The sequence below is a fragment of the Lacrimispora sanguinis genome, assembly GCF_044987295.1.
GTDB classification, from domain to species: Bacteria; Bacillota; Clostridia; order Lachnospirales; family Lachnospiraceae; genus Lacrimispora; species Lacrimispora celerecrescens_B.
Genome location: NZ_CP173277.1, coordinates 2,043,575 through 2,063,028, shown reverse-complemented (window position 1 = coordinate 2,063,028; position 19,454 = coordinate 2,043,575). Strand labels below are relative to the sequence as shown.

Genomic DNA, 19,454 nt, shown 5'->3' with positions numbered 1-19,454 from the left:
TAAAATATCAATATAAAAAGGAGAGAGTAGATTATGAAGAGAATGAGAGGAACCAAAGTGCTGGCAATGGGAATGGCATTAGCCATGGCAGCTATGAGTCTTGCCGGATGCAGTGGCGGAGGCGGAGCTTCTAAGGGAGGGACTACGAACTTAAGCTTCGGAATTTGGGATGAAAAACAGCGTCCGGTCATGGAGTCCATGATCCAGGCCTACCAGAAAACTCATGAAAATGTAAAGATTGATATCCAGCTTACCCCTTATAAAGGAGGCGAATACTGGACCAAGCTGGAGGCTGCGGCAACAGGCGGAACAGCACCGGATGTATTCTGGATCAATGTACTTCACGCAGAGGATTACTATGACGGAGGAATTCTTCTGGATTTAAATGATTATTTGAAAAAATCAGACCTTGATATAGAGAAGAATTTCCCGGAAGCCCTTATAAAGGCTTATAACTTTGAGGAGAAGCAGATCGCCATACCAAAGGATTTTGATACCAATGCTCTTTGGTATAACAAGGATATCTTTGATAAGGCAGGAGTGGCATATCCAACCGATGACTGGACCTTTGATGATCTTGCAAAGGCATGTAAGGATTTAAAGGCAGCAGGTCTTGATTCAGGAGCATATCCTTTTGCCTGCCCTATCGATTTCCAGACATGGTATTATCCAACCGTATATGCGGGTGGCGGCTGGATCTTAAATGCTGACAAAACAGAAACCGGTTATACAGATCCTAAGACCCAGGAAGGAATCCAGTGCTGGATCGATCTGATCAATGAGGGATATTCCCCATCAGCAGCAGCATTGTCAGAAACCAGTGCCGATGCCATGTTCGAAGGCGGACAGCTGGCAATGGTTTTAGCAGGCTCCTACATGACACCGGAGTATACTTCTAATGACGCCATCAACACCAAGATCAACCTGGTAGAATTCCCGGAATTTAACGGAAAAGAGCCAAATATCATTAACGGACTTGGTTATGCCGTGTTTGCAGGAAGTAAAAATAAGGACGCGGCAGCAGATTTTGCATTATGGCTTGGAAGCGAAGAGGCCATGAAGATCCAGGGAGAAAGCGGAGTCGTTATTTCCGCACGGAACGATGCCCAGAAGTATTTTGCCGATTCCAACAAGGATTTAAACCTGGCAGCCTACACCAATCATTCAGGGGAAGCCAATCCTCTTCCTGTATGCAAATCTGTGGCAGAACTCTATGATATAGAAGCAGAAGCTTTGAAGGCAGCTTATTCCGGCGATAAGACTTTAGCGGATGTATGCAGCCAGCTTAAAACAGACGCTGATGCGATTTTAGCAAAAAATAATAAGTAGGTGTTTATATGCAGGGTACGACAAAAAAGAAAATAGCTAAGCGGCAATGGAAAGAATGGGGAGAGGGGTACTTATTCATAACACCCCTGTTGCTTGGAATCTTCGTATTTTATATTTTTCCCTTTATTCAGAATTTCTGGTTCAGCTTTAATGAAGTGAATAAATTCAATGTAGCCACCTTTTATGGCCTTAACAACTATTTGGAAATGTTTAAGGATAAAGAACTGTGGAACTCTCTTGGCAATACACTTCTCTACGTCGGGATCACCGTGCCCCTGGGCCTTATGTTATCCTTGTTTGTAGCTGCCCTGCTCAATACGAAAATCAGGGGAACTTCTTTTTACCGGACCATCTATTTTCTGCCATCCGTGACCATGTCGGCCGCGGTGGCAATGGTCTGGAAATGGATTTATAATGAGCAGTACGGTCTTTTAAATGCGGCGTTAAAGGCTGTGGGTTTTGCTCCACACGGCTGGATCACCGACCCCAAAACAGCTTTGTTCATGATAATGATCGTTGGGATATGGGGAACTGTAGGTTATAACATGATCATTCTTTTAGCAGGCATGCAGGGGATATCAAGATCCTATTATGAGGCGGCATCTGTGGATGGGGCAAGCGGCATTCACCAGTTTTTTAAAATCACAATCCCCATGCTGTCACCGACCATATTTTTCGTCATGATCACCTCTATCATCAGCGGATTTCAGGTGTTTGATACCATTTATATGATGGTTGTAAAAACGAATACGGCCTATCGAAGCACCCAGACCCTGGTCATGATGTTCTACCGGAATGCCTTTGATTATGGCCATAAGGGCTATGCAGCTGCCATATCCATTTTGATCTTTTCCATCATCATGCTGGTAACAGTGATTCAGATGATTGGACAGAGAAAATGGGTCAATTACGACTAAGGAGGTGAAGCCGGATGATGAAATCGAGCAGACGTAAAAAACTATTGATCCACCTGATACTGATCGCAGGAATCGGTATTACCGTGCTTCCATTTCTTTGGATGCTATGTACCTCATTTAAAACAAAGGGAGAATCCATGATGATTCCTCCCACGATTCTGCCGGAACGGTTTGTCACAGAAGCCTATCATAATGTTCTGACCGCCCTTCCCTTTGGAAGGATCTATATGAATACTGTATTTTCTACAGTCATAACGGTTGCAGGACAGGTAATAATCTGTACTCTGGCTGCTTATTCCTTTGCCAGAATTAAGTTTCCGGGAAGAGATATCCTGTTTTTGTTGGTGCTTTCCGTTCTGATGGTGCCGGGACAGATCTTTCTGGTGCCTCAGTATTTAATCGTGCAGAAGTTGGGGCTTTTAGATACCCTGTGTGCACTTTTTCTGCCAAACTTATTCAGTGCCTTCGGAACTTTTATGATGAGACAGTTTTTCTTATCCCTTCCTGATGAATTGGAGGAGGCAGCCATACTGGACGGGTGCAGCAGGTTCCAGATCCTGATCAATATCATGGTCCCTCTGGTAAAATCGGGGATTGTAGCCCTTGTGATTTTCACGGCAAAGTTTGCCTGGAACGACTTTATGTGGCCTTTGATTGTCAATACGACTACAACAAAAATGACTTTGGCTCCGGCACTATCGACACTTCAGGGACAGCATACCAACGATTATCCTGCACAGATGGCAGGCGCTGTTCTGGCTGTTATTCCAATGGTTGTTTTGTTCTTTGTTTTCCAGAAACAGTTTATTGAAGGAGTGGCTCATACGGGAGTAAAAGGTTAAAGAACCAACAGGTAATTGTTTTTAGAATTGATAAGAGGATTGTTTGAAACAGGGAAAGGAAAGCGGATCATATTCGTTTTCCTTTCCTTTCATTTATCCATGTACGGACATTTAAAATCGAAACGCATTGACAAAAGTTCTTTCAGGAAATATTTCAATAATGGGAGTTATAAAGTAATAAACAAATGGAACTTTGCATATACTTGGTAATATATGGTTGATAAAAATATTTCTGTAAAGGAGAGAACCAGTATGCCAAGAGGAGTAAGAAAGACACCACTTGAAAAACTTCAGGAAGAATTAAAAGAGGTCCAGGAATCGATTCAGCAATACAAGAACTGTCTGGTAACTTTAGGCGAAAAAGAGAAAGACATTCAGGATAAAATAAAGCTGGAACAATTTAAGGAAGTATCAACAATATTGGACGAGCATGAAATGTCGATCATGGATTTAAAGGAATTGCTTATTTCATCAAAGGCAGATTGAAACGCTTAGATGACCGGAAAACGGATATGCAAATAAGGACGCAGTTTTAATTAAACAGCGTCCTTATTTTTTTTGCTGAAATCCGCTATGATAGATAAAGAAAGAAGAAAATAATGGGAGAGTGGTTTACATGGAGAAGTATTATCTTGCCGTGGACATCGGCGCATCCAGCGGCCGCCATATTCTTGGGACCGTAAGGGAGGGAAAACTGGTCCTTCAGGAGATTTACCGGTTTGACAATGGTATGAAACAACAGGATGGGTATTTGTGCTGGGATGTAGATTCCTTATTTTACGAAATTAAAGAGGGAATGAAGCAGTGTAGAAAGCTTGGGAAGATCCCGGCCACCATGGGGATCGATACCTGGGCTGTGGATTTTGTCCTTTTGGACGGAGAGAACCGGATGCTGGGAAATGCGGTGGGATACCGGGATGACAGGACACAGGGAATGGATAATAAGTTATATGAGACCATTTCCTTAAATGATTTATATAGAAGAACCGGAATCCAGAAGCAGATCTTTAACACCATCTATCAGCTCATGGCTGTCAGGGAAGAAACCCCGGAATTTTTAGAGAAAGGGGAATCCTTCCTTATGATTCCGGACTATTTCCACTATCTGCTGACGGGGGTGAAAAAACAGGAGTATACCAATGCAACAACCACCCAGCTGGTGAGTGGGGAAACCGGAACCTGGGATTATGAGCTGATTCGGAAACTGGGACTGCCTGAAAGGCTGTTTGGGGAGCTGTCCATGCCGGGAATATCAGTGGGACCATTGACAAAAGCCATTGAAGAGGAAGTAGGGTTTCCCTGCCAGGTAGTCCTTCCGGCTACCCATGATACTGGCTCTGCCGTCATGGCGGTTCCCCTGGATACGGACGGTGAAGATTCCGTAGGCGATCTTCTTTACATAAGCTCAGGAACCTGGTCCCTTATGGGAACGGAGCTTCCTAAGGCGGATTGTACCATGGAAAGCATGGAAGCGAATTTTACCAATGAAGGCGGCTATGATCACCGCTTCCGGTATTTAAAAAATATCATGGGGCTTTGGATGATTCAATCTGTGAAAAAGGAGCTGAAGGAAAAGGGAGAGGCCTATTCCTTTGCAGAGCTTTGCCAGATGGCCTCTGAGGAAGTGATCCCTTCTATTGTAGACTGCAATGATCCTGCATTCCTGTCTCCTGAGAGCATGATTATGGAGGTGCAGAACTTTTGTAGGAGGTCTGGGCTGGAGATTCCTAAGACTCCGGGACAGATTGCGGCAGTCATATACAACAGCCTTGCAGCCTGCTACGGAAATACGGTAAAGGAATTGGAATCCATCACCGGACGGACCTATCCGGCCATCCATGTGGTAGGAGGTGGCTCTAATGCGGAGTATTTGAACCGGCTGACAGCAGACCGCACCGGACGGACCGTTTATGCCGGACCTGGAGAAGCCACTGCCATCGGAAATCTTTTAGCCCAAATGCTGGCTGCCGGAGAATTTGAAAGCCTGGAACAGGCAAGGAAGGCAGTATACCGGTCCTTTGCCGTAAAGGAGTATAAACCAGGGAATTAGTTGTCCCAGAACGGAGGAAATTCATGATTAGAAAATCTTTTAAAATGTACTTAAATGAAGGAATGACCGAAGAATATGAGAAAAGGCACAATTTGCTCTGGCCGGAAATGAAGGACATGATCAGCCGGCACGGAGGACATAATTACTCTATTTTCTTAGATGAGGAAACCAATGTCCTTTACGGATATATTGAGATAGAGGATGAAGCGAAATGGGCAGAATCAGCGGATACGCCGATCAACCGGAAATGGTGGGATTATATGGCCGATATCATGAAGACCAACCCGGATAACAGCCCGGTTTCTGTTGGCTTAAAGCCTGTATTTCATTTAGACTGAACGATATCATAGGAAGCTCAGGCTCTTAGAGGCCGGGCGGAAATTAGGAAAAGGAGAAAAGAGCTATGACAATAAATGAAAGATACGAAGCAGCAAGGGAAGCATACAAGGCCGTTGGTGTAAATACAGATGAGGCATTGGAGGCACTTAAGAGGATTCCTATCTCCATGCACTGTTGGCAGGGAGATGACGTAATTGGATTTGACGGAGCCGGCGGGCTGTCAGGCGGCATTCAGACGACAGGCAATTATCCGGGACGGGCCAGAAATCCTCAGGAGCTGATGAATGATATGGGCAAAGCGCTGAGCCTCATTCCAGGAAAACACAGAATCAACCTTCATGCAAGCTATGCCATATTTGAAGAGGGAGAATGGGCGGACCGTGATCAGCTGGAACCAAAGCATTTTGCAAAATGGGTGGAGTTTGCCAAGGAGAGAGGAATCGGTATTGACTTTAATCCTACCCTGTTTTCTCATCCAAAGGCAGAGAATGCCACCTTGTCCAGTGAAGACGAGGAGATCCGCAGCTTCTGGATCAGACACGTACAGGCATGCATCCGCATATCTGAATATTTTGCCGGTGAGCAGGGTACTCCATGTACCATGAACATCTGGATTCCTGACGGATTTAAGGATATTCCTGCGGATCGTACCTCTCCAAGGGCACGGTTAAAAGATTCTCTTGACCAGATCCTTTCCATGGATTACGATAAAACCAAGGTATATGTAGCCGTAGAATCCAAGGTATTTGGAATCGGAATGGAAAGCTGTACGGTTGGTTCCCATGAATTTTATATGAATTACGCTTCTAAGAACGATATCTTATGCCTGTTAGACAGCGGCCATTATCATCCCACGGAGGTTGTGTCCGATAAGATATCTTCCATGCTCCTATTCTTTGACAAGGTGGCCCTTCATGTAACAAGGCCGGTGCGTTGGGACAGCGACCATGTGGTGTTATTTGATGACGAAACAAAGGAGATCGCAAAGGAAATCATCCGGGGCGGGGCGGACCGCATCCTTTTAGCCCTTGACTTCTTTGATGCAAGCATCAACCGCTTAAGTGCCTGGATTGTGGGAATGCGCAACATGCAGAAGGCGTTGTTAAATGCCCTTCTTCTTCCGAATGAAACACTTGCAAGATTACAGGAGGAACGAGAGTTTACAGAACAGATGATGCTTCAGGAAGAGCTTAAGCTTTATCCCGTAGGCGATGTGTGGAATTACTTCTGCGAGATAAACGGAGTCCCGGCAAAGGAAGACTGGTTTGAAGAAGTACGCAGCTATGAAAAAGAAGTGCTGCTTAACCGGAAATAAGGAGAAAAAGAATATGAATATGTTAGATACTGAATTTGTAAAAGGCTTTATCCGCTTATGTGACGACGGCTTTTGCCAGAACTGGCATGAGAGAAACGGCGGCAATTTAAGTTACCGCATCAAGGAGTCAGAAGTAGAATCAGTGAGAGAAGGTTTTACGGATAAGAATCCCTGGCAGCCCATCGGAACCAGTGTAAAGGGGCTGGCTGGAGAGTATTTCATGGTGACCGGAAGCGGGAAATATTTCCGTAACGTAATCCTTGATCCGGAAGCCAATACCTGCATCATTGAAGTGGATGAAAGCGGTGAAAATTACAGAATCCGCTGGGGATTGGTAAACGGCGGGCGTCCTACCAGCGAGCTTCCTTCCCATCTTATGAACCATGAAGTAAAGAAAGAGGCTACGTCCGGTAAGCACAGGGTAATCTACCATGCCCATCCTGCCAATGTAATTGCCCTTACGTTTGTTCTTCCTTTAGAGGATAAAGTATTTACCCGGGAATTATGGGAAATGGCTACAGAATGTCCGGTGGTTTTCCCGGACGGCGTAGGTGTAGTCGGCTGGATGGTGCCGGGTGGGCGGGACATCGCAGTGGCAACCAGCGAGCTGATGAAGAAGTACGATGTGGCTGTATGGGCTCATCACGGCTTATTCGTTTCAGGAGAGGATTTCGACTTAACTTTTGGCCTTATGCATACGGTGGAAAAGTCTGCGGAAATCCTTGTTAAAGTACTTTCTATCCGTCCGGATAAGCTACAGACCATTACGTCTCAGAACTTCCGTGATCTGGCGGTTGATTTTAAAGTGAATCTGCCGGAAGAATTTCTATATGAAAAATAATCTGTGAAAAAAAGCCATTGGAGAGCACAAATGCTTTCCAATGGCTTTTTCAATTCCTTCTTATAGATTATGATTAATCCATCTCTTCTTCCACAATGGTAGTAGTTTCATCAGCCAGTTCTTTCATTGCTTCTCCGGTGGACTTCGCTGCTTCTTTTGCCGCATCAATCCCATCCTTCGCCGCATCCTTTACTGCTTCGGCAGCAGTTTCCGCTGTTTCTTTTATCGTATCTGCAGTTTCTTTGGCCTTCTCTGCCAGCTGCTCTGCAGCTCCGGCAGCGTAATCCAAACCGCCATCCTCTGTAAAATCTTCGTCATCTAAAAACGTATCTGTCTGTTCTTTTGCAGAGTCAAACATGTCCTTCGCGGTATATGCCACGGCTGAAGCCGCTTCCTTTGCCGTATCAGAGACAATGCTCGCTGCATCCTTTACTAAGTTTCTTGCCGCACTTACCGCATCCTTGGCAGCATCTGCCATATGGTCAGCGGCGACCTTAAATTCATCCTTATTGGCATGTAAAGAAACATAGTTGCGGTTCATCGTGCTGTCAATTTTGGAAATGTCGTCATTTCCCTCATCCTCAAAGTCGTGGAAGTTTTCTTCCAGTTCTTTGTGGAAGGATTTGTATTTCGTGAAATAAGAGATGCCGGCAGCAACAACGCCGGCCACAGTGGCCAAAGCCACGAATTTTCCTAACCCATTTCCCTTTTTTGCCATTTGAAACACTCCTTTCCTTATTACCGTCCATGTATTCTGGGCATAGAGGTATGCCTGCAAGGTGCTTCCTTGTCACGGCTTATGCTTGATGGGCATAATGGTGCGCTTATAAGGCGCTTCATTCTCTTTGTTATTGTAATACGTTCATAAGAAAAAATAAAGGTATATAATAAGAAAATTTCTATAAACTATGTAAGTAAAGGAGAAAATCGTACAAATATGGTAAAAATGTAAAAAAAATATAAAGTTAGCACTCAACTATTGACAGTGCTAATAATGAGTGATATAACTTAGTATGTGAATAAAATAAATCTTCTTTCGGAAGGCCAAAGAAAGAAATAATAAGCAGAAAGTTATGAGGAGGAATTGCAATGAAATTAGTACCATTATTTGACAAAGTTGTGTTAAAACCATTGGTTGCAGAGGAGACAACAAAGTCCGGTATTGTTCTGCCGGGTCAGGCAAAAGAAAAGCCGCAGCAGGCTGAAGTTATCGCAGTAGGACCTGGCGGTCTGGTAGACGGCAAGGAAGTTACCATGCAGGTTAAAGTGGGCGATAAAGTAATCTTCTCCAAGTATTCAGGAACAGAAATAGAGACCGGAGAAGATGACGAGAAATATGTGATTGTAAAACAGAATGACATATTGGCAGTGATCGGATAATTAAGAAGGCGATACCGCAGTCATAAGGTCAGATTTTAGATAGTACGTATCTTTATTTTAACAGAAAACTGGAGGAATGAATCATGGCAAAGCAGATTAAATATGGCGTAGATGCCAGAAAAGCACTTGAATCTGGAGTGAATCAGTTAGCAGATACCGTTCGTGTAACATTAGGGCCTAAGGGCAGAAACGTTGTACTTGATAAATCATTTGGTTCACCGCTCATCACTAATGATGGTGTTACCATTGCAAAGGAAATCGAGCTGGAAGATGCTTTTGAGAATATGGGCGCACAGCTTGTAAAAGAGGTTGCTACTAAGACGAATGACGTAGCAGGTGACGGTACTACGACAGCTACCGTTTTAGCTCAGGCTATGATCAACGAGGGAATGAAGAACCTGGCAGCAGGCGCTAATCCAATCGTTTTAAGAAAAGGTATGAGAAAAGCAACGGAAGCAGCAGTAGAAGCAATTGCAAAGATGAGCGAGCCGATCAAGGGCAAGGCATCCATCGCAAGAGTTGCAGCAATTTCCGCAGCAGATGATGAAGTTGGCGAGATGGTAGCTGACGCTATGGAGAAGGTTTCCAACAACGGCGTTATTACCATTGAAGAATCAAAGACCATGAAGACAGAGTTAGACCTGGTTGAAGGTATGCAGTTTGACAGAGGTTATATTTCTGCTTATATGTGCACCGACATGGAAAAGATGGAAGCTAATTTAGACGATCCATACATTCTCATTACTGATAAGAAGATTACAAACATTCAGGAGATCCTTCCTTTATTAGAGCAGGTCGTACAGTCCGGCGCAAGACTTCTTATCATCGCAGAAGATGTGGAAGGCGAGGCTTTAACAACCTTAATCGTTAATAAATTAAGAGGAACCTTCAATGTAATCGCTGTTAAGGCACCAGGCTATGGCGACAGAAGAAAAGAAATGTTACAGGATATCGCTGTTTTAACAGGTGGTACTGTGATCTCTGATGAATTAGGCTATGAGCTTAAGAATGCAACTCTTGATCTTTTAGGACGTGCAAAATCCGTTAAGGTTCAGAAGGAAAATACCGTAATCGTAGACGGCTGCGGCGATAAGGAAGCTATCACTGCAAGAATCGGCCAGATCAAGGGCCAGATCGAAGATACCACTTCTGATTTTGACAGAGAAAAATTACAGGAAAGACTTGCTAAATTATCCGGCGGTGTAGCAGTGATCCGCGTAGGCGCTGCAACAGAAACCGAGATGAAGGAAGCAAAACTTCGTATGGAAGATGCTTTATCTGCAGCAAGAGCAGCAGTTGAAGAAGGCGTGATTGCAGGCGGCGGTTCTGCTTACGTTCATGCCATCAATCAGATTGAAGAACTTGTTAAGCATTTAGAAGGCGATGAGAGAACCGGCGGAAAGATCATCTTAAAGGCTCTTGAATCTCCGTTATACCACATTGTAGCCAATGCAGGATTAGAAGGAAGCGTTATCATCAATAAGGTGAGAGAGTCCAAGGTAGGAACCGGCTTTGACGCATATAAGGAAGAATACGTAGACATGGTAGAAGCAGGAATCCTGGATCCGACTAAGGTTACCAGAAGTGCACTTCAAAATGCTACAAGTGTTGCATCTACCTTATTGACAACAGAGTCCGTTGTTGCTAATATTAAAGAAAAAGCACCTGCAATGCCAGCTCCAGGCGGAATGGATATGATGTAAGCTTCTAGACTGTTCACGAAAGCAATGAGCAGTGCATGCAGCCAAGCAGGTAACAAGAAAGGACCCAAATCGTTATGAATGAAATGTATGCAGAATGGCTAGTGAAGCGAAAATCACCAGCCTATACCATGTTGATAAAAATTGCGATGGGAATCCTATGCGTAATAGCATTTTTCCTCTCCATGTCTCCGGTTTTCGGAATCTTTGGAGTGCTTATTCTGCTTGCAGCCGCAGCTGCCACATACTTTGTATTCCGCAACAGCGAAGTAGAATTTGAATACCTGTATGTAACCAACACGCTTTCCATTGACCGGATCTACGGCAGAAGCAAGAGAAAGAAAGCCTGGGAAGGCTCTATGGAAGGGATCCAGATTGTAGCTCCCACCGATTCCACAGAGGCCAGGGACCATGAAACAAAAAACATGAAATTACTTGATTTTTCATCTCACGTACCGGGAGCAAAGACTTATACTTTAATCAGCCAGTCCGGTGCTGAAACCACAAAGATCATATTTGAACCTAACGATAAGCTGCTTCAGTGTATGCGGATGACAGCGCCCCGTAAGGTTATAAAGCAGGTATAAAAGAAAAAGGAATCAGTCGGTTTTACAAAAAACCGTCCGGTTCCTTTTTCCTTACAGAAAAGACAGACGACCCTATCCATAGCTGTCCATGAGTGACGGAAAGAAACAGGAAAATGTCCGTTGACAACCCCTGCAAAATTTGTTAAACTATGTAACTAACAAGTGAAAAGGCTTATTAGTTTCAATAATAAAAAAATAAAGAAGGAGAGGAAAAGTTAATGGGTACAATAATTGGCGAAGGCATTACTTTTGATGATGTGCTGTTAGTTCCGGCCTATTCAGAGGTCATTCCTAATCAGGTTGACTTAACGACCAACCTTACAAAAACCATCAAGCTCAATATACCGCTTATGAGTGCAGGCATGGATACCGTTACCGAACACCGTATGGCAATTGCCATGGCAAGACAGGGAGGTATCGGTATTATTCACAAGAATATGTCCATTGAGGAGCAGGCAGAAGAGGTTGATAAGGTAAAGAGGTCAGAAAACGGCGTTATAACGGACCCATTTTATCTCTCCCCGGAACATACATTAAAAGATGCGGATGAACTTATGGGCAAGTACCGCATTTCCGGAGTGCCGATCACAGAAGGAAAAAAGCTGGTGGGAATCATCACCAACCGTGACTTAAAATTCGAAGAGGATTTCAGCAGGAAGATTAAGGAGTGCATGACTTCTGAAAATCTGGTGACAGCCAGGGAAGGCATTACCCTTATGGAAGCAAAAAAGATCCTTGCAAAGGCAAGGGTGGAAAAGCTTCCGATCATTGACGAAGACTTTAATTTAAAGGGCCTTATCACCATTAAGGATATTGAAAAGCAGATCAAATATCCGTTGTCCGCAAAAGATGGACAAGGAAGACTTCTGTGCGGAGCCGCAGTTGGTATCACTGCCAACGTGCTTGACCGTGTGGACGCTCTGGTAAAAGCAAAAGTGGATGTGGTGGTCTTAGACTCCGCTCACGGACATTCCGAAAACGTACTCCGGTGCGTGAAAATGATTAAAGAAGCTTATCCGGCTCTTTCTGTCATAGCAGGAAATGTAGCAACCGGACAGGCAACAAAGGATCTCATAGAAGCAGGAGCTGATGCAGTGAAGGTGGGAATCGGGCCAGGTTCTATCTGTACGACCCGTGTGGTAGCCGGCATCGGTGTTCCCCAGATCACGGCTGTTATGGACTGCTATGCAGTTGCAAAAGAATACGGCGTGCCAATCATTGCTGACGGCGGAATCAAGTATTCCGGAGATTTAACAAAGGCCATTGCAGCCGGCGGAAGCGTTTGTATGATGGGAAGCATGTTTGCCGGATGCGACGAAAGCCCGGGAACCTTTGAACTGTATCAGGGTAGAAAATACAAGGTATACCGTGGCATGGGTTCCATTGCAGCCATGGAAAACGGCAGCAAGGACCGTTACTTCCAGACAGATGCAAAGAAGCTGGTTCCGGAAGGAGTAGAAGGCCGTGTGGCTTACAAAGGAATGGTAGAGGATACTGTATTCCAGATGCTCGGCGGTTTGCGGTCCGGTATGGGATACTGCGGAGCAGTGAATATCAAGACCATGCAGGAAACGGGAAGATTCATAAAGATCACGGCAGCCTCCCTTAAGGAAAGTCATCCTCATGACATTCATATCACAAAGGAAGCGCCAAACTATAGTATTGATGAATAGATAGAAGTTGGATAAGCCGATGGCAAAGCCAATTTCCTCATAAATAAAGAGGTGGAGATCATAAATGATTCTCCACCTCTTTGATTACCAGGGCAATGGATTCCGTTAAAGTCAGGTTTTCACAGCCTACCACATGATGATTGCATTTATTCACCGGTATAAGGATCTTATAGGCACGGCTTTTTCCGATGGCCTCAGCCATGGCCGGAGTGATCTCTCCCAGGAGAGAATCAGCAATGACGATCCCAATAGGGCCGATAATAATATCGGCATCCCGGCTGGCCACAAGGACCGGATTCTCACCGGTTGCTCCTGCATCGGCTCCTGCCTTTAGCATGGCGGAAGTAGCAATGGAATTGGTACCGATGGCAATGACCGAAAGACTGGGAAAGGACTTTTTAAACTGAGCGATCACGGACTGCCCCATTTTACCGCCCTGCCCGTCAATGATAACGATTTTCTTGTCTTCCTTCTTCATGGCATCCTCCTTATCCTCTATTGTATTATAGGGCAGGAAAGAAATCAAGTAAAAGGCCGGTTAAGCTTTATTGCTTATGCTTTAGCAACTTCATCTTCCTTAATAAACAGGCTGGTGATAATAAATCCAGCAATGTAAGCGATCACCAGGCCCAGAAAATAATTGAGCATATTAACAGGGCTGCTCATGATGGGAATGGCTAACAGGCCAGACGGGCTCCAGGCAATGCTCCTTACATGCATGAGCATCACATAAGCGCCGCCGAATCCGGCTCCCAATCCTGCAGTTATGAAAGGTTTACCAAGGGGAAGAGTAACTCCATAAATAAGCGGTTCGCCGATGCCTAAGAATCCAGACGGGAGTGCACCGATGATGACGCTCTTTAAGCGTTTGTTTCCGCATCGTTTTGCTTTTAAATAGATGGCAATGGCCGCACCCACCTGCCCTGCGCCAGCCATGGCCAGGACCGGGAATAAGGAGACTCCGCCCATTTGTTCCAGCTGAACCGCATAGATGGGAACCAGCCCATGATGCAGTCCCAAAAGGACCAGGGGAAGGAATACGGCTGACATGATGTAACCGGACAAAACGCTGACGACCGGATTTGCGGAATTTACAAGGAGTGATAATACCCAGACCAGACCGTCAGATAAAAAGCCGGCAGCCGGCATCAGTACCAGAACAAACAAGGTTCCGGTGATCAGTATGCTTAGAAATCCGGTCAGCATGATGTCAAGGACATCGGGAACATGCTTGCGCACCCAGCGTTCTACTTTAGAGAGAACCCAGACACCGATGATAACGCCGATGATCCCGCCCTTTCCGCTAATCAAGGTTGAGCTGTTCGGGATCTGTTCATTGTAAAGACCAAAGAACTTCGATATGTCCGTGATCTGCGACATAATGCTCATGGAGCCGATCATACCGCCAAGGGCTGGCGTTGCTCCAAAGCTTTTTGCTGCATTGACACCGGTAAAAATAGAAAAATAACCGAGAAATGCACCGCCAAACAGCTTCAGTATAGTGATGAGAAGGGTCCAGAAGCTGCCTCCCAATATCTGTGCGTCCACACCCTGACTGATGATATTGGCTACACCGTTGCATAAACCGGCTGCAACGATAGCAGGAATCATAGGAATAAAGATATCGGAGATAACCCGTATGCTGCTTTTTAAACCGCCACCTTTCTGGCCGGCCTTTACTGCTTCCTTGTTTTCTTGCCAGGAAGCGTTGGTGGAGAGTCCTTTGCCGCCAAGCTCGCTTGGGATGCCCATGCCAAGGCAGATATCCATGAGCTTTCTGGCCTTTCCAGGTCCGACGACCACCTGTACATCGATTCCGTTTGCAACCAGACCAAGTACTCCTGAAGTCTCTTTCAGTTCCTTCTCCTGTACCAGATCAGGATCCTTTACCTTTAAGCGAAGGCGTGTCATGCAGCTGGCTGCAGCTGCCACATTTTCTTTCCCTCCCGATAATTCCAGGATCTTTTGAAGCAATACTTCATTTGTCATAATAGACACCTCCATATTTGAAATGAATGAATTGATATTTATATGGAATCCCTTATCATACATGCGCGGATATGTCCGCGGGATTCCATTAAGTTCTTTTTTGCTTCTTCCGGCCCTGCGCCCGTTCGTTTCATGGTTATGGCAAGCTTTACGCTGCCGCCAGCTTCGTCTAACAGCCTTCTGGCTTCATCTCGTGTTATTTCCGTAGCAGCCATCAGGATGTTTTCAGCCCGGGAGCGCAGTTTCTCATTGCTCTGCACCACATCTACCATCAGGTTCTGATATGCTTTTCCGATGCCCACCATAGCGCCGGTGCTGATCATGTTAAGGATCATCTTCTGAGCGGTCCCGGCTTTTAATCGGGTGCTGCCGGTCAGCACCTCAGGTCCCACCACCGGTTCGATGGCCAGATCTGCATGGGTCCCAATGAGGCTTCCCTCATTGCAGGCAATGGATACGGTGCGGCAGCCTATGCTTTTAGCATAGCTTAAGGCAGCCGATACATAGGGCGTCCTTCCGCTTGCCGCAATGCCTACCACGACATCTTTTGGGGATAAGGATAAGGCCTTTAAATCTTCGATGCCAAGAGTCTCAGAGTCCTCGGCTCCTTCTACCGCCTGCCTTATGGCCTCATCCCCGCCGGCAATCAGGCCGATAACCATGCCCGGATCAACCCCAAAGGTGGGAGGGCATTCGGAGCTGTCTAAGATGCCCAGCCTTCCGCTGGTTCCGGCCCCCATATAGATGAGCCGGCCTCCGGCCTCAAAAGCTTCACAGACCCATTCCACTGCTTTGGCGGTCTGGGGCAGGACTTTTTCCACCGCCTCAGCCACCTTCCGGTCTTCCTGGTTCATGGCCGTCACCAGTTCGAAAGGTGTCATGGTGTCTAGATCCATGGTGTCAGGATTGCGGCTTTCTGTTGTCATCTTGCTTAAATCTACCATGATTGATTTCCTCCTCATTATACGCTTCGTCGAAAGGTTCAAAATACGACGGATTTTTCTTGGAGATGTGTGTTTTACGCCACTGTGTCAGAGAATATTGGCTGTTGTGGTTGGCGTATGCAGTATACAGAATATCAATAATGTTTAACTGGCTGATTCTGCTTCCCATGGCTCCGCTCCGAAAGATGGATTCATTGGCAGCCACATAAAGGTTGTAATCCGCCATTTCCGAAAGCGGTGATACGGCAAAACGGGTGATCAGGATGAATTTTGCCCCTACCTGCTGCATGGTCCTGGCGCACTCGATCATTTCCATGGTTCTGCCGGAATAGGAGATCATCAGTCCTAAATCATCCCGGCTCATGTTACGGGCCTGTAAAAGCTGGGAATGCCAGTCATCATTTAAGATGCAGGGCTTATTGATCCGGAGGAATTTTAAATAGGCATCCCGGGCAACCAGAAGGGAAGAACCGATTCCGAACAAACAGATGGTACGGCATTGGCACAAGAGGTCGATGCAGTTTTTCAGGGCGGATATATCGGTTAAATTTCTGGTATCTTCTAAGGAGGCGATGTTTTTATATGTAATTTTGTTGATAATCTGATCCAGAGTATCGTTCTCTGTGATTTCCTCCATTTTTTCTCTGGTATTTTCTTGCCGGATGGCCAGTTCACAGATCAGGGCGGCCTTCATTTCTTTGTACCCGGAGAAACCAAGTTCATGACATAACCGGATAACGGTGGAAGAGGAAGAAAACCCTTTTTCCGCCAAAGCATGGACCGAAAGCTTCACTGCCTGTTCCGGTGTGTCTAACAGATACCGTACGACGCCGGTCTCCGCAACACTCATTTCTTTTTGATATTCTCGCAAACGAACCAGTACACTTTTCATTTTTATTTCCCCTTGTTGTGGTATTAGTATATGCAGCATGGATTAATAGTTCAAGACATTAAGCTTCTCATGAAACTTTATACCATATATTGGAGGAAATGTACGGTTTTTATCTTGTCCTATGCCAGAAAATGGGCAATTTGTTGACCTTTCTATAGCATAAGCCTATAATGGGACTATTAGAACCTTTAAGTTTAAGGAGGTCATTCATGAAAGCGGACTTTCATATGCATTCTAGTTTTTCTGACGGAAGTGAAACCATTATGCAGATTTACTCCCTGGCAAAGGAGCAGGGCCTTAAAGCGGCAGCCATAACGGATCACGATACAATATTAGGCCTTAAAGAAGAAGAAAAGGCATCAAAAAAGTACTGCATTCCTTTTATACCGGCGGCAGAGTTTACGGCGGCAGAGAAGGGGATGAAATTTCATGTACTGGGATATGGGATTGATCCGGATAATCCGGAATTGCTTCGATACTCCAACTGCTTTTTAGAACAGATGAATGAACGGTCAGGGCGCCAGATTTTAAAAATGCAGCAGGCTGGAATTGAGATTGAAGAAAAAGAGTTTTTTGAAAAGGCTGGAGGCGGACCGCTTTACCGGGCTAAGCTTTTGGGAGTTCTGGCTGACCATGGGCTCCTTAGAAGAGAAGATATTATGAAAAGTCTGTCCCTTTATTTTGGTAAAGGAGCTCCTTATGAGGAAGAAGATCATTTCTCTTATAAAAGCTTCTATAAAATATGCGGGATGATAAAGGAAGCCGGGGGATATGTGGTTTTGGCTCACCCCGGTAAGATAAAGAGAAAGAACCGCCAGCTTTATGATGCCCTTTTAAGAGAAGATTGTCTGGATGGCGTGGAGGTTTACCATCATGATAACCCGGAAGATGTCCGGGCAGAATTATTGGCAGTGGCTGAAAGCAGGCGTTTCATGGTCACCGGCGGCAGTGATTACCACGGTATTTACATGAAGCAGCCAGCTCTTCCGGGGTCTGAAAAACTGCCGGAAGAACTGGCTGTAGGATTAAAGCATTTATTAACCGGTTATTTCTCCTTGTGAGGAAGCCTTCCCCGGAAGAACCGTTTTTTCAGTTCTGAAATGTGGAATGGAACCAGGGGATAGATATAACTTTTTCCGGCTATGGTTTTGTTAAATACGATTGCGCCTATGGAAAGCGCCACACCAGCCACAAATCCCCAGAAGTTCAGCAGGGCGGTGGTGATCAGCATGATCAGACGCATGAATTTAAAGGCATAGCCAAGCTCAAAGCTTGACTGGGAATAGTTAGCAATGGTCACAAAGGCCATATAAAGCATGGTTTCACTGTTAAACCAGCCGGATTTTACGGAGTATTCACCCAGTACAATACCGGCGATCACACTGAGAGGTGTGGTCAGCATGCTGGGAGTATTGACTGCGGCAAGCCTTAAACCGTCAATGGCAAATTCCAGAATCAGGAGCTGGAAAAGTAAGGGTACCTGAGGCTGTTCCGATAAGCGGATAAATTGCAGCCAGGAAGGGATCATTTCCGGATTTTGCATAAAAAGCAGCCACAAAGGTGTTAAATACAAGGTCAGAATGGAAATAACCAGGCGGGACAGCCTTAAGTAAGTCCCGGTCACAGGCGGAAAATAATAGTCATCGGCTTCTTCGATAATATCAAAAACAGAGGAAGGCAAAATCATGGCGGAGGGAGAGTTGTCCACCAGGACGACAATGTTCCCCTCCAGTATGGAAGCGGCTGCGGTATCCGGGCGTTCGGAATATTTGAATTTGGGGAAAGGGTTGTACCATTTATGTGGATAGATACACTCCGCAAGGCTTTCCTGGTTCATGGTAAGGGCATCGACCTTCAGCTTGTTGATCCGATCCTTGATCAGGGTAAGAAGATTTTCATCATGCCGTCCCTTGAAATAGCAGATGGCGATATCCGTGTGGGAGCTTTCCCCGGCATTCATGACTTCTATGGTAAGCTTTGGATCACGGATCCTGCGGCGGATAAGAGCGGTATTAAAAACCAGGGTTTCCACAAATCCATCTCTTGATCCCCTTAGCACTTTATCTTTTTCCGGCTCTGAAACGCTTCTGGCAGGATAGCTGCGGCAGTCCACGGTTAAGCATTTGTCGTATCCGTTAACGAACAGGCAGGATACTCCGGTCAAAAGCTGATTGATCATGGTTACATCGTCTTTTACAAGCCCTACCTGACCATAAGGGAGAAATCTTTTGGAAAATTCATGGGCATCCGGCGGCATATCCTCCGCTTTGATGGATAATAAGCTGTTAAGGATCTTCTGCCACGCATCACTCTGAGTGAATCCTTCGATGAAGTAAAGGCAGGCTTCCTGTTCCCCGATATAAAAGGTCCGGTAAACGATGTCAAAGTTTCCGGCTACATCAATCTTTGTGTTTAAATAGTTCATATTATTGGAAAGGCTGTTGGAAAATTCCATGGTGATTATCTCCTTGCAGTTAGTCCATCGTTTAAGACGTTAATAAGATAAGTATGCGCATTTTCCATGAAATTATGTTTTATAAAATCTGTACGTAAATGAAAGACTTTCGTCCCGGTATTGTATGAAAAGATATGAGAATGGCCCTTTTTTATAAAAAGACTTTTAGTAAAATGTACTAAAAACATTGACTTTTTAGGC

General features: G+C 45.2%; 19 protein-coding genes. 13 read left to right on the top strand and 6 right to left on the bottom strand.

Going from position 1 to position 19,454, the window contains the following annotated elements; all coding sequences use genetic code 11:
• Positions 1–33 precede the first annotated feature (33 nt).
• From ACHZES_RS09640 to rhaD, 8 genes are all read left to right on the top strand, one after another.
• Entirely contained in the window at positions 34–1,329 is a 1,296-nt protein-coding gene (locus tag ACHZES_RS09640; RefSeq protein WP_395548126.1) for an ABC transporter substrate-binding protein, read from the top strand.
• An 8-nt stretch (positions 1,330–1,337) separates the two neighbouring features.
• Positions 1,338–2,246 carry a sugar ABC transporter permease gene (locus tag ACHZES_RS09635; RefSeq protein ID WP_313580945.1) on the top strand — a complete coding sequence of 303 codons (909 nt, stop codon included), beginning with the start codon at positions 1,338–1,340 and terminating at the stop codon, positions 2,244–2,246.
• Between the two features lie 14 nt (positions 2,247–2,260).
• Complete coding sequence (locus tag ACHZES_RS09630) at positions 2,261–3,088, top strand: carbohydrate ABC transporter permease (RefSeq protein WP_395548127.1); 828 nt, start codon at positions 2,261–2,263, stop codon at positions 3,086–3,088.
• Positions 3,089–3,340: 252 nt separating this feature from the next.
• The gene (locus tag ACHZES_RS09625; RefSeq protein WP_038283672.1) at positions 3,341–3,574 is read left to right on the top strand and encodes a hypothetical protein; all 234 of its coding nucleotides are present in this window, start codon (positions 3,341–3,343) and stop codon (positions 3,572–3,574) included.
• 130 nt (positions 3,575–3,704) lie between these two features.
• Entirely contained in the window at positions 3,705–5,138 is a 1,434-nt protein-coding gene (rhaB, locus tag ACHZES_RS09620; RefSeq protein WP_395548128.1) for a rhamnulokinase, read from the top strand.
• Positions 5,139–5,161: 23 nt separating this feature from the next.
• A complete protein-coding gene (rhaM, locus tag ACHZES_RS09615) occupies positions 5,162–5,476 on the top strand; it encodes an L-rhamnose mutarotase (RefSeq protein ID WP_038283669.1) in 315 nt (104 codons plus the stop codon).
• 65 nt (positions 5,477–5,541) lie between these two features.
• Positions 5,542–6,792: an L-rhamnose isomerase gene (locus ACHZES_RS09610; protein WP_154522243.1), complete on the top strand. Its 1,251-nt coding sequence runs from the start codon at positions 5,542–5,544 to the stop codon at positions 6,790–6,792.
• Between the two features lie 13 nt (positions 6,793–6,805).
• A complete protein-coding gene (gene rhaD, locus ACHZES_RS09605) occupies positions 6,806–7,633 on the top strand; it encodes a rhamnulose-1-phosphate aldolase (RefSeq protein ID WP_038283784.1) in 828 nt (275 codons plus the stop codon).
• Positions 7,634–7,706: 73 nt separating this feature from the next.
• Here rhaD and ACHZES_RS09600 read toward each other — a convergent pair whose 3' ends face one another.
• Positions 7,707–8,351: a hypothetical protein gene (locus tag ACHZES_RS09600; protein ID WP_038283667.1), complete on the bottom strand. Its 645-nt coding sequence runs from the start codon at positions 8,349–8,351 to the stop codon at positions 7,707–7,709.
• 371 nt (positions 8,352–8,722) lie between these two features.
• Between ACHZES_RS09600 and groES the strand changes: the two genes are divergently transcribed.
• The 4 genes from groES to guaB all read left to right on the top strand — a co-directional run bounded on the left by groES (position 8,723) and on the right by guaB (position 12,973).
• The gene (gene groES, locus ACHZES_RS09595) at positions 8,723–9,013 is read left to right on the top strand and encodes a co-chaperone GroES (protein ID WP_038283666.1); all 291 of its coding nucleotides are present in this window, start codon (positions 8,723–8,725) and stop codon (positions 9,011–9,013) included.
• A gap of 83 nt (positions 9,014–9,096) precedes the next feature.
• Complete coding sequence (groL, locus tag ACHZES_RS09590) at positions 9,097–10,716, top strand: chaperonin GroEL (RefSeq protein ID WP_038283665.1); 1,620 nt, start codon at positions 9,097–9,099, stop codon at positions 10,714–10,716.
• Between the two features lie 128 nt (positions 10,717–10,844).
• Positions 10,845–11,300, top strand: a complete 456-nt coding sequence (locus ACHZES_RS09585) for a DUF6106 family protein (protein WP_404820361.1) — start codon at positions 10,845–10,847, stop codon at positions 11,298–11,300.
• 218 nt (positions 11,301–11,518) lie between these two features.
• The gene (gene guaB / locus ACHZES_RS09580) at positions 11,519–12,973 is read left to right on the top strand and encodes an IMP dehydrogenase (protein ID WP_038283660.1); all 1,455 of its coding nucleotides are present in this window, start codon (positions 11,519–11,521) and stop codon (positions 12,971–12,973) included.
• A gap of 58 nt (positions 12,974–13,031) precedes the next feature.
• On the opposite strand, the gene ACHZES_RS09575 is transcribed toward guaB, so the two are convergent.
• From ACHZES_RS09575 to ACHZES_RS09560, 4 genes are all read right to left on the bottom strand, one after another.
• Entirely contained in the window at positions 13,032–13,451 is a 420-nt protein-coding gene (locus tag ACHZES_RS09575) for a DUF3842 family protein (protein WP_038283658.1), read from the bottom strand.
• A gap of 74 nt (positions 13,452–13,525) precedes the next feature.
• A complete protein-coding gene (locus ACHZES_RS09570; RefSeq protein WP_038283655.1) occupies positions 13,526–14,962 on the bottom strand; it encodes a PTS transporter subunit EIIC in 1,437 nt (478 codons plus the stop codon).
• A 38-nt stretch (positions 14,963–15,000) separates the two neighbouring features.
• Positions 15,001–15,906 carry an N-acetylmuramic acid 6-phosphate etherase gene (gene murQ / locus ACHZES_RS09565; RefSeq protein WP_154522237.1) on the bottom strand — a complete coding sequence of 302 codons (906 nt, stop codon included), beginning with the start codon at positions 15,904–15,906 and terminating at the stop codon, positions 15,001–15,003.
• Positions 15,863–16,798: a MurR/RpiR family transcriptional regulator gene (locus ACHZES_RS09560; RefSeq protein WP_154522234.1), complete on the bottom strand. Its 936-nt coding sequence runs from the start codon at positions 16,796–16,798 to the stop codon at positions 15,863–15,865. The genes murQ and ACHZES_RS09560 overlap by 44 nt, the downstream gene beginning before the upstream one ends.
• A gap of 209 nt (positions 16,799–17,007) precedes the next feature.
• On the opposite strand from ACHZES_RS09560, the gene ACHZES_RS09555 reads away from it, so the two are divergent.
• Positions 17,008–17,859 carry a PHP domain-containing protein gene (locus tag ACHZES_RS09555; RefSeq protein WP_395548131.1) on the top strand — a complete coding sequence of 284 codons (852 nt, stop codon included), beginning with the start codon at positions 17,008–17,010 and terminating at the stop codon, positions 17,857–17,859.
• Here ACHZES_RS09555 and ACHZES_RS09550 read toward each other — a convergent pair.
• Positions 17,844–19,253 (bottom strand): spore germination protein, encoded by a 1,410-nt coding sequence (locus ACHZES_RS09550; RefSeq protein WP_038283648.1) that lies wholly within the window; start codon positions 19,251–19,253, stop codon positions 17,844–17,846. The genes ACHZES_RS09555 and ACHZES_RS09550 overlap by 16 nt on opposite strands.
• Positions 19,254–19,454: the final 201 nt, after the last annotated feature.

Excerpts from the sequence above, each read along its gene's own strand:
- ACHZES_RS09560 (WP_154522234.1), bottom strand. The coding sequence starts at position 16,798 with ATGAAAAGTGTACTGGTTCGTTTGCGAGAATATCAAAAAGAAATGAGT.
- ACHZES_RS09610 (WP_154522243.1), top strand. The coding sequence starts at position 5,542 with ATGACAATAAATGAAAGATACGAAGCAGCAAGGGAAGCATACAAGGCC.
- ACHZES_RS09600 (WP_038283667.1), bottom strand. The coding sequence starts at position 8,351 with ATGGCAAAAAAGGGAAATGGGTTAGGAAAATTCGTGGCTTTGGCCACT.
- guaB (WP_038283660.1), top strand. The coding sequence starts at position 11,519 with ATGGGTACAATAATTGGCGAAGGCATTACTTTTGATGATGTGCTGTTA.
- ACHZES_RS09585 (WP_404820361.1), top strand. The coding sequence starts at position 10,845 with ATGTTGATAAAAATTGCGATGGGAATCCTATGCGTAATAGCATTTTTC.
- groES (WP_038283666.1), top strand. The coding sequence starts at position 8,723 with ATGAAATTAGTACCATTATTTGACAAAGTTGTGTTAAAACCATTGGTT.
- rhaD (WP_038283784.1), top strand. The coding sequence starts at position 6,806 with ATGAATATGTTAGATACTGAATTTGTAAAAGGCTTTATCCGCTTATGT.
- ACHZES_RS09635 (WP_313580945.1), top strand. The coding sequence starts at position 1,338 with ATGCAGGGTACGACAAAAAAGAAAATAGCTAAGCGGCAATGGAAAGAA.
- ACHZES_RS09555 (WP_395548131.1), top strand. The coding sequence starts at position 17,008 with ATGAAAGCGGACTTTCATATGCATTCTAGTTTTTCTGACGGAAGTGAA.
- rhaB (WP_395548128.1), top strand. The coding sequence starts at position 3,705 with ATGGAGAAGTATTATCTTGCCGTGGACATCGGCGCATCCAGCGGCCGC.
- ACHZES_RS09640 (WP_395548126.1), top strand. The coding sequence starts at position 34 with ATGAAGAGAATGAGAGGAACCAAAGTGCTGGCAATGGGAATGGCATTA.
- groL (WP_038283665.1), top strand. The coding sequence starts at position 9,097 with ATGGCAAAGCAGATTAAATATGGCGTAGATGCCAGAAAAGCACTTGAA.
- ACHZES_RS09550 (WP_038283648.1), bottom strand. The coding sequence starts at position 19,253 with ATGGAATTTTCCAACAGCCTTTCCAATAATATGAACTATTTAAACACA.
- ACHZES_RS09625 (WP_038283672.1), top strand. The coding sequence starts at position 3,341 with ATGCCAAGAGGAGTAAGAAAGACACCACTTGAAAAACTTCAGGAAGAA.
- murQ (WP_154522237.1), bottom strand. The coding sequence starts at position 15,906 with ATGGTAGATTTAAGCAAGATGACAACAGAAAGCCGCAATCCTGACACC.
- rhaM (WP_038283669.1), top strand. The coding sequence starts at position 5,162 with ATGATTAGAAAATCTTTTAAAATGTACTTAAATGAAGGAATGACCGAA.
- ACHZES_RS09630 (WP_395548127.1), top strand. The coding sequence starts at position 2,261 with ATGATGAAATCGAGCAGACGTAAAAAACTATTGATCCACCTGATACTG.
- ACHZES_RS09570 (WP_038283655.1), bottom strand. The coding sequence starts at position 14,962 with ATGACAAATGAAGTATTGCTTCAAAAGATCCTGGAATTATCGGGAGGG.
- ACHZES_RS09575 (WP_038283658.1), bottom strand. The coding sequence starts at position 13,451 with ATGAAGAAGGAAGACAAGAAAATCGTTATCATTGACGGGCAGGGCGGT.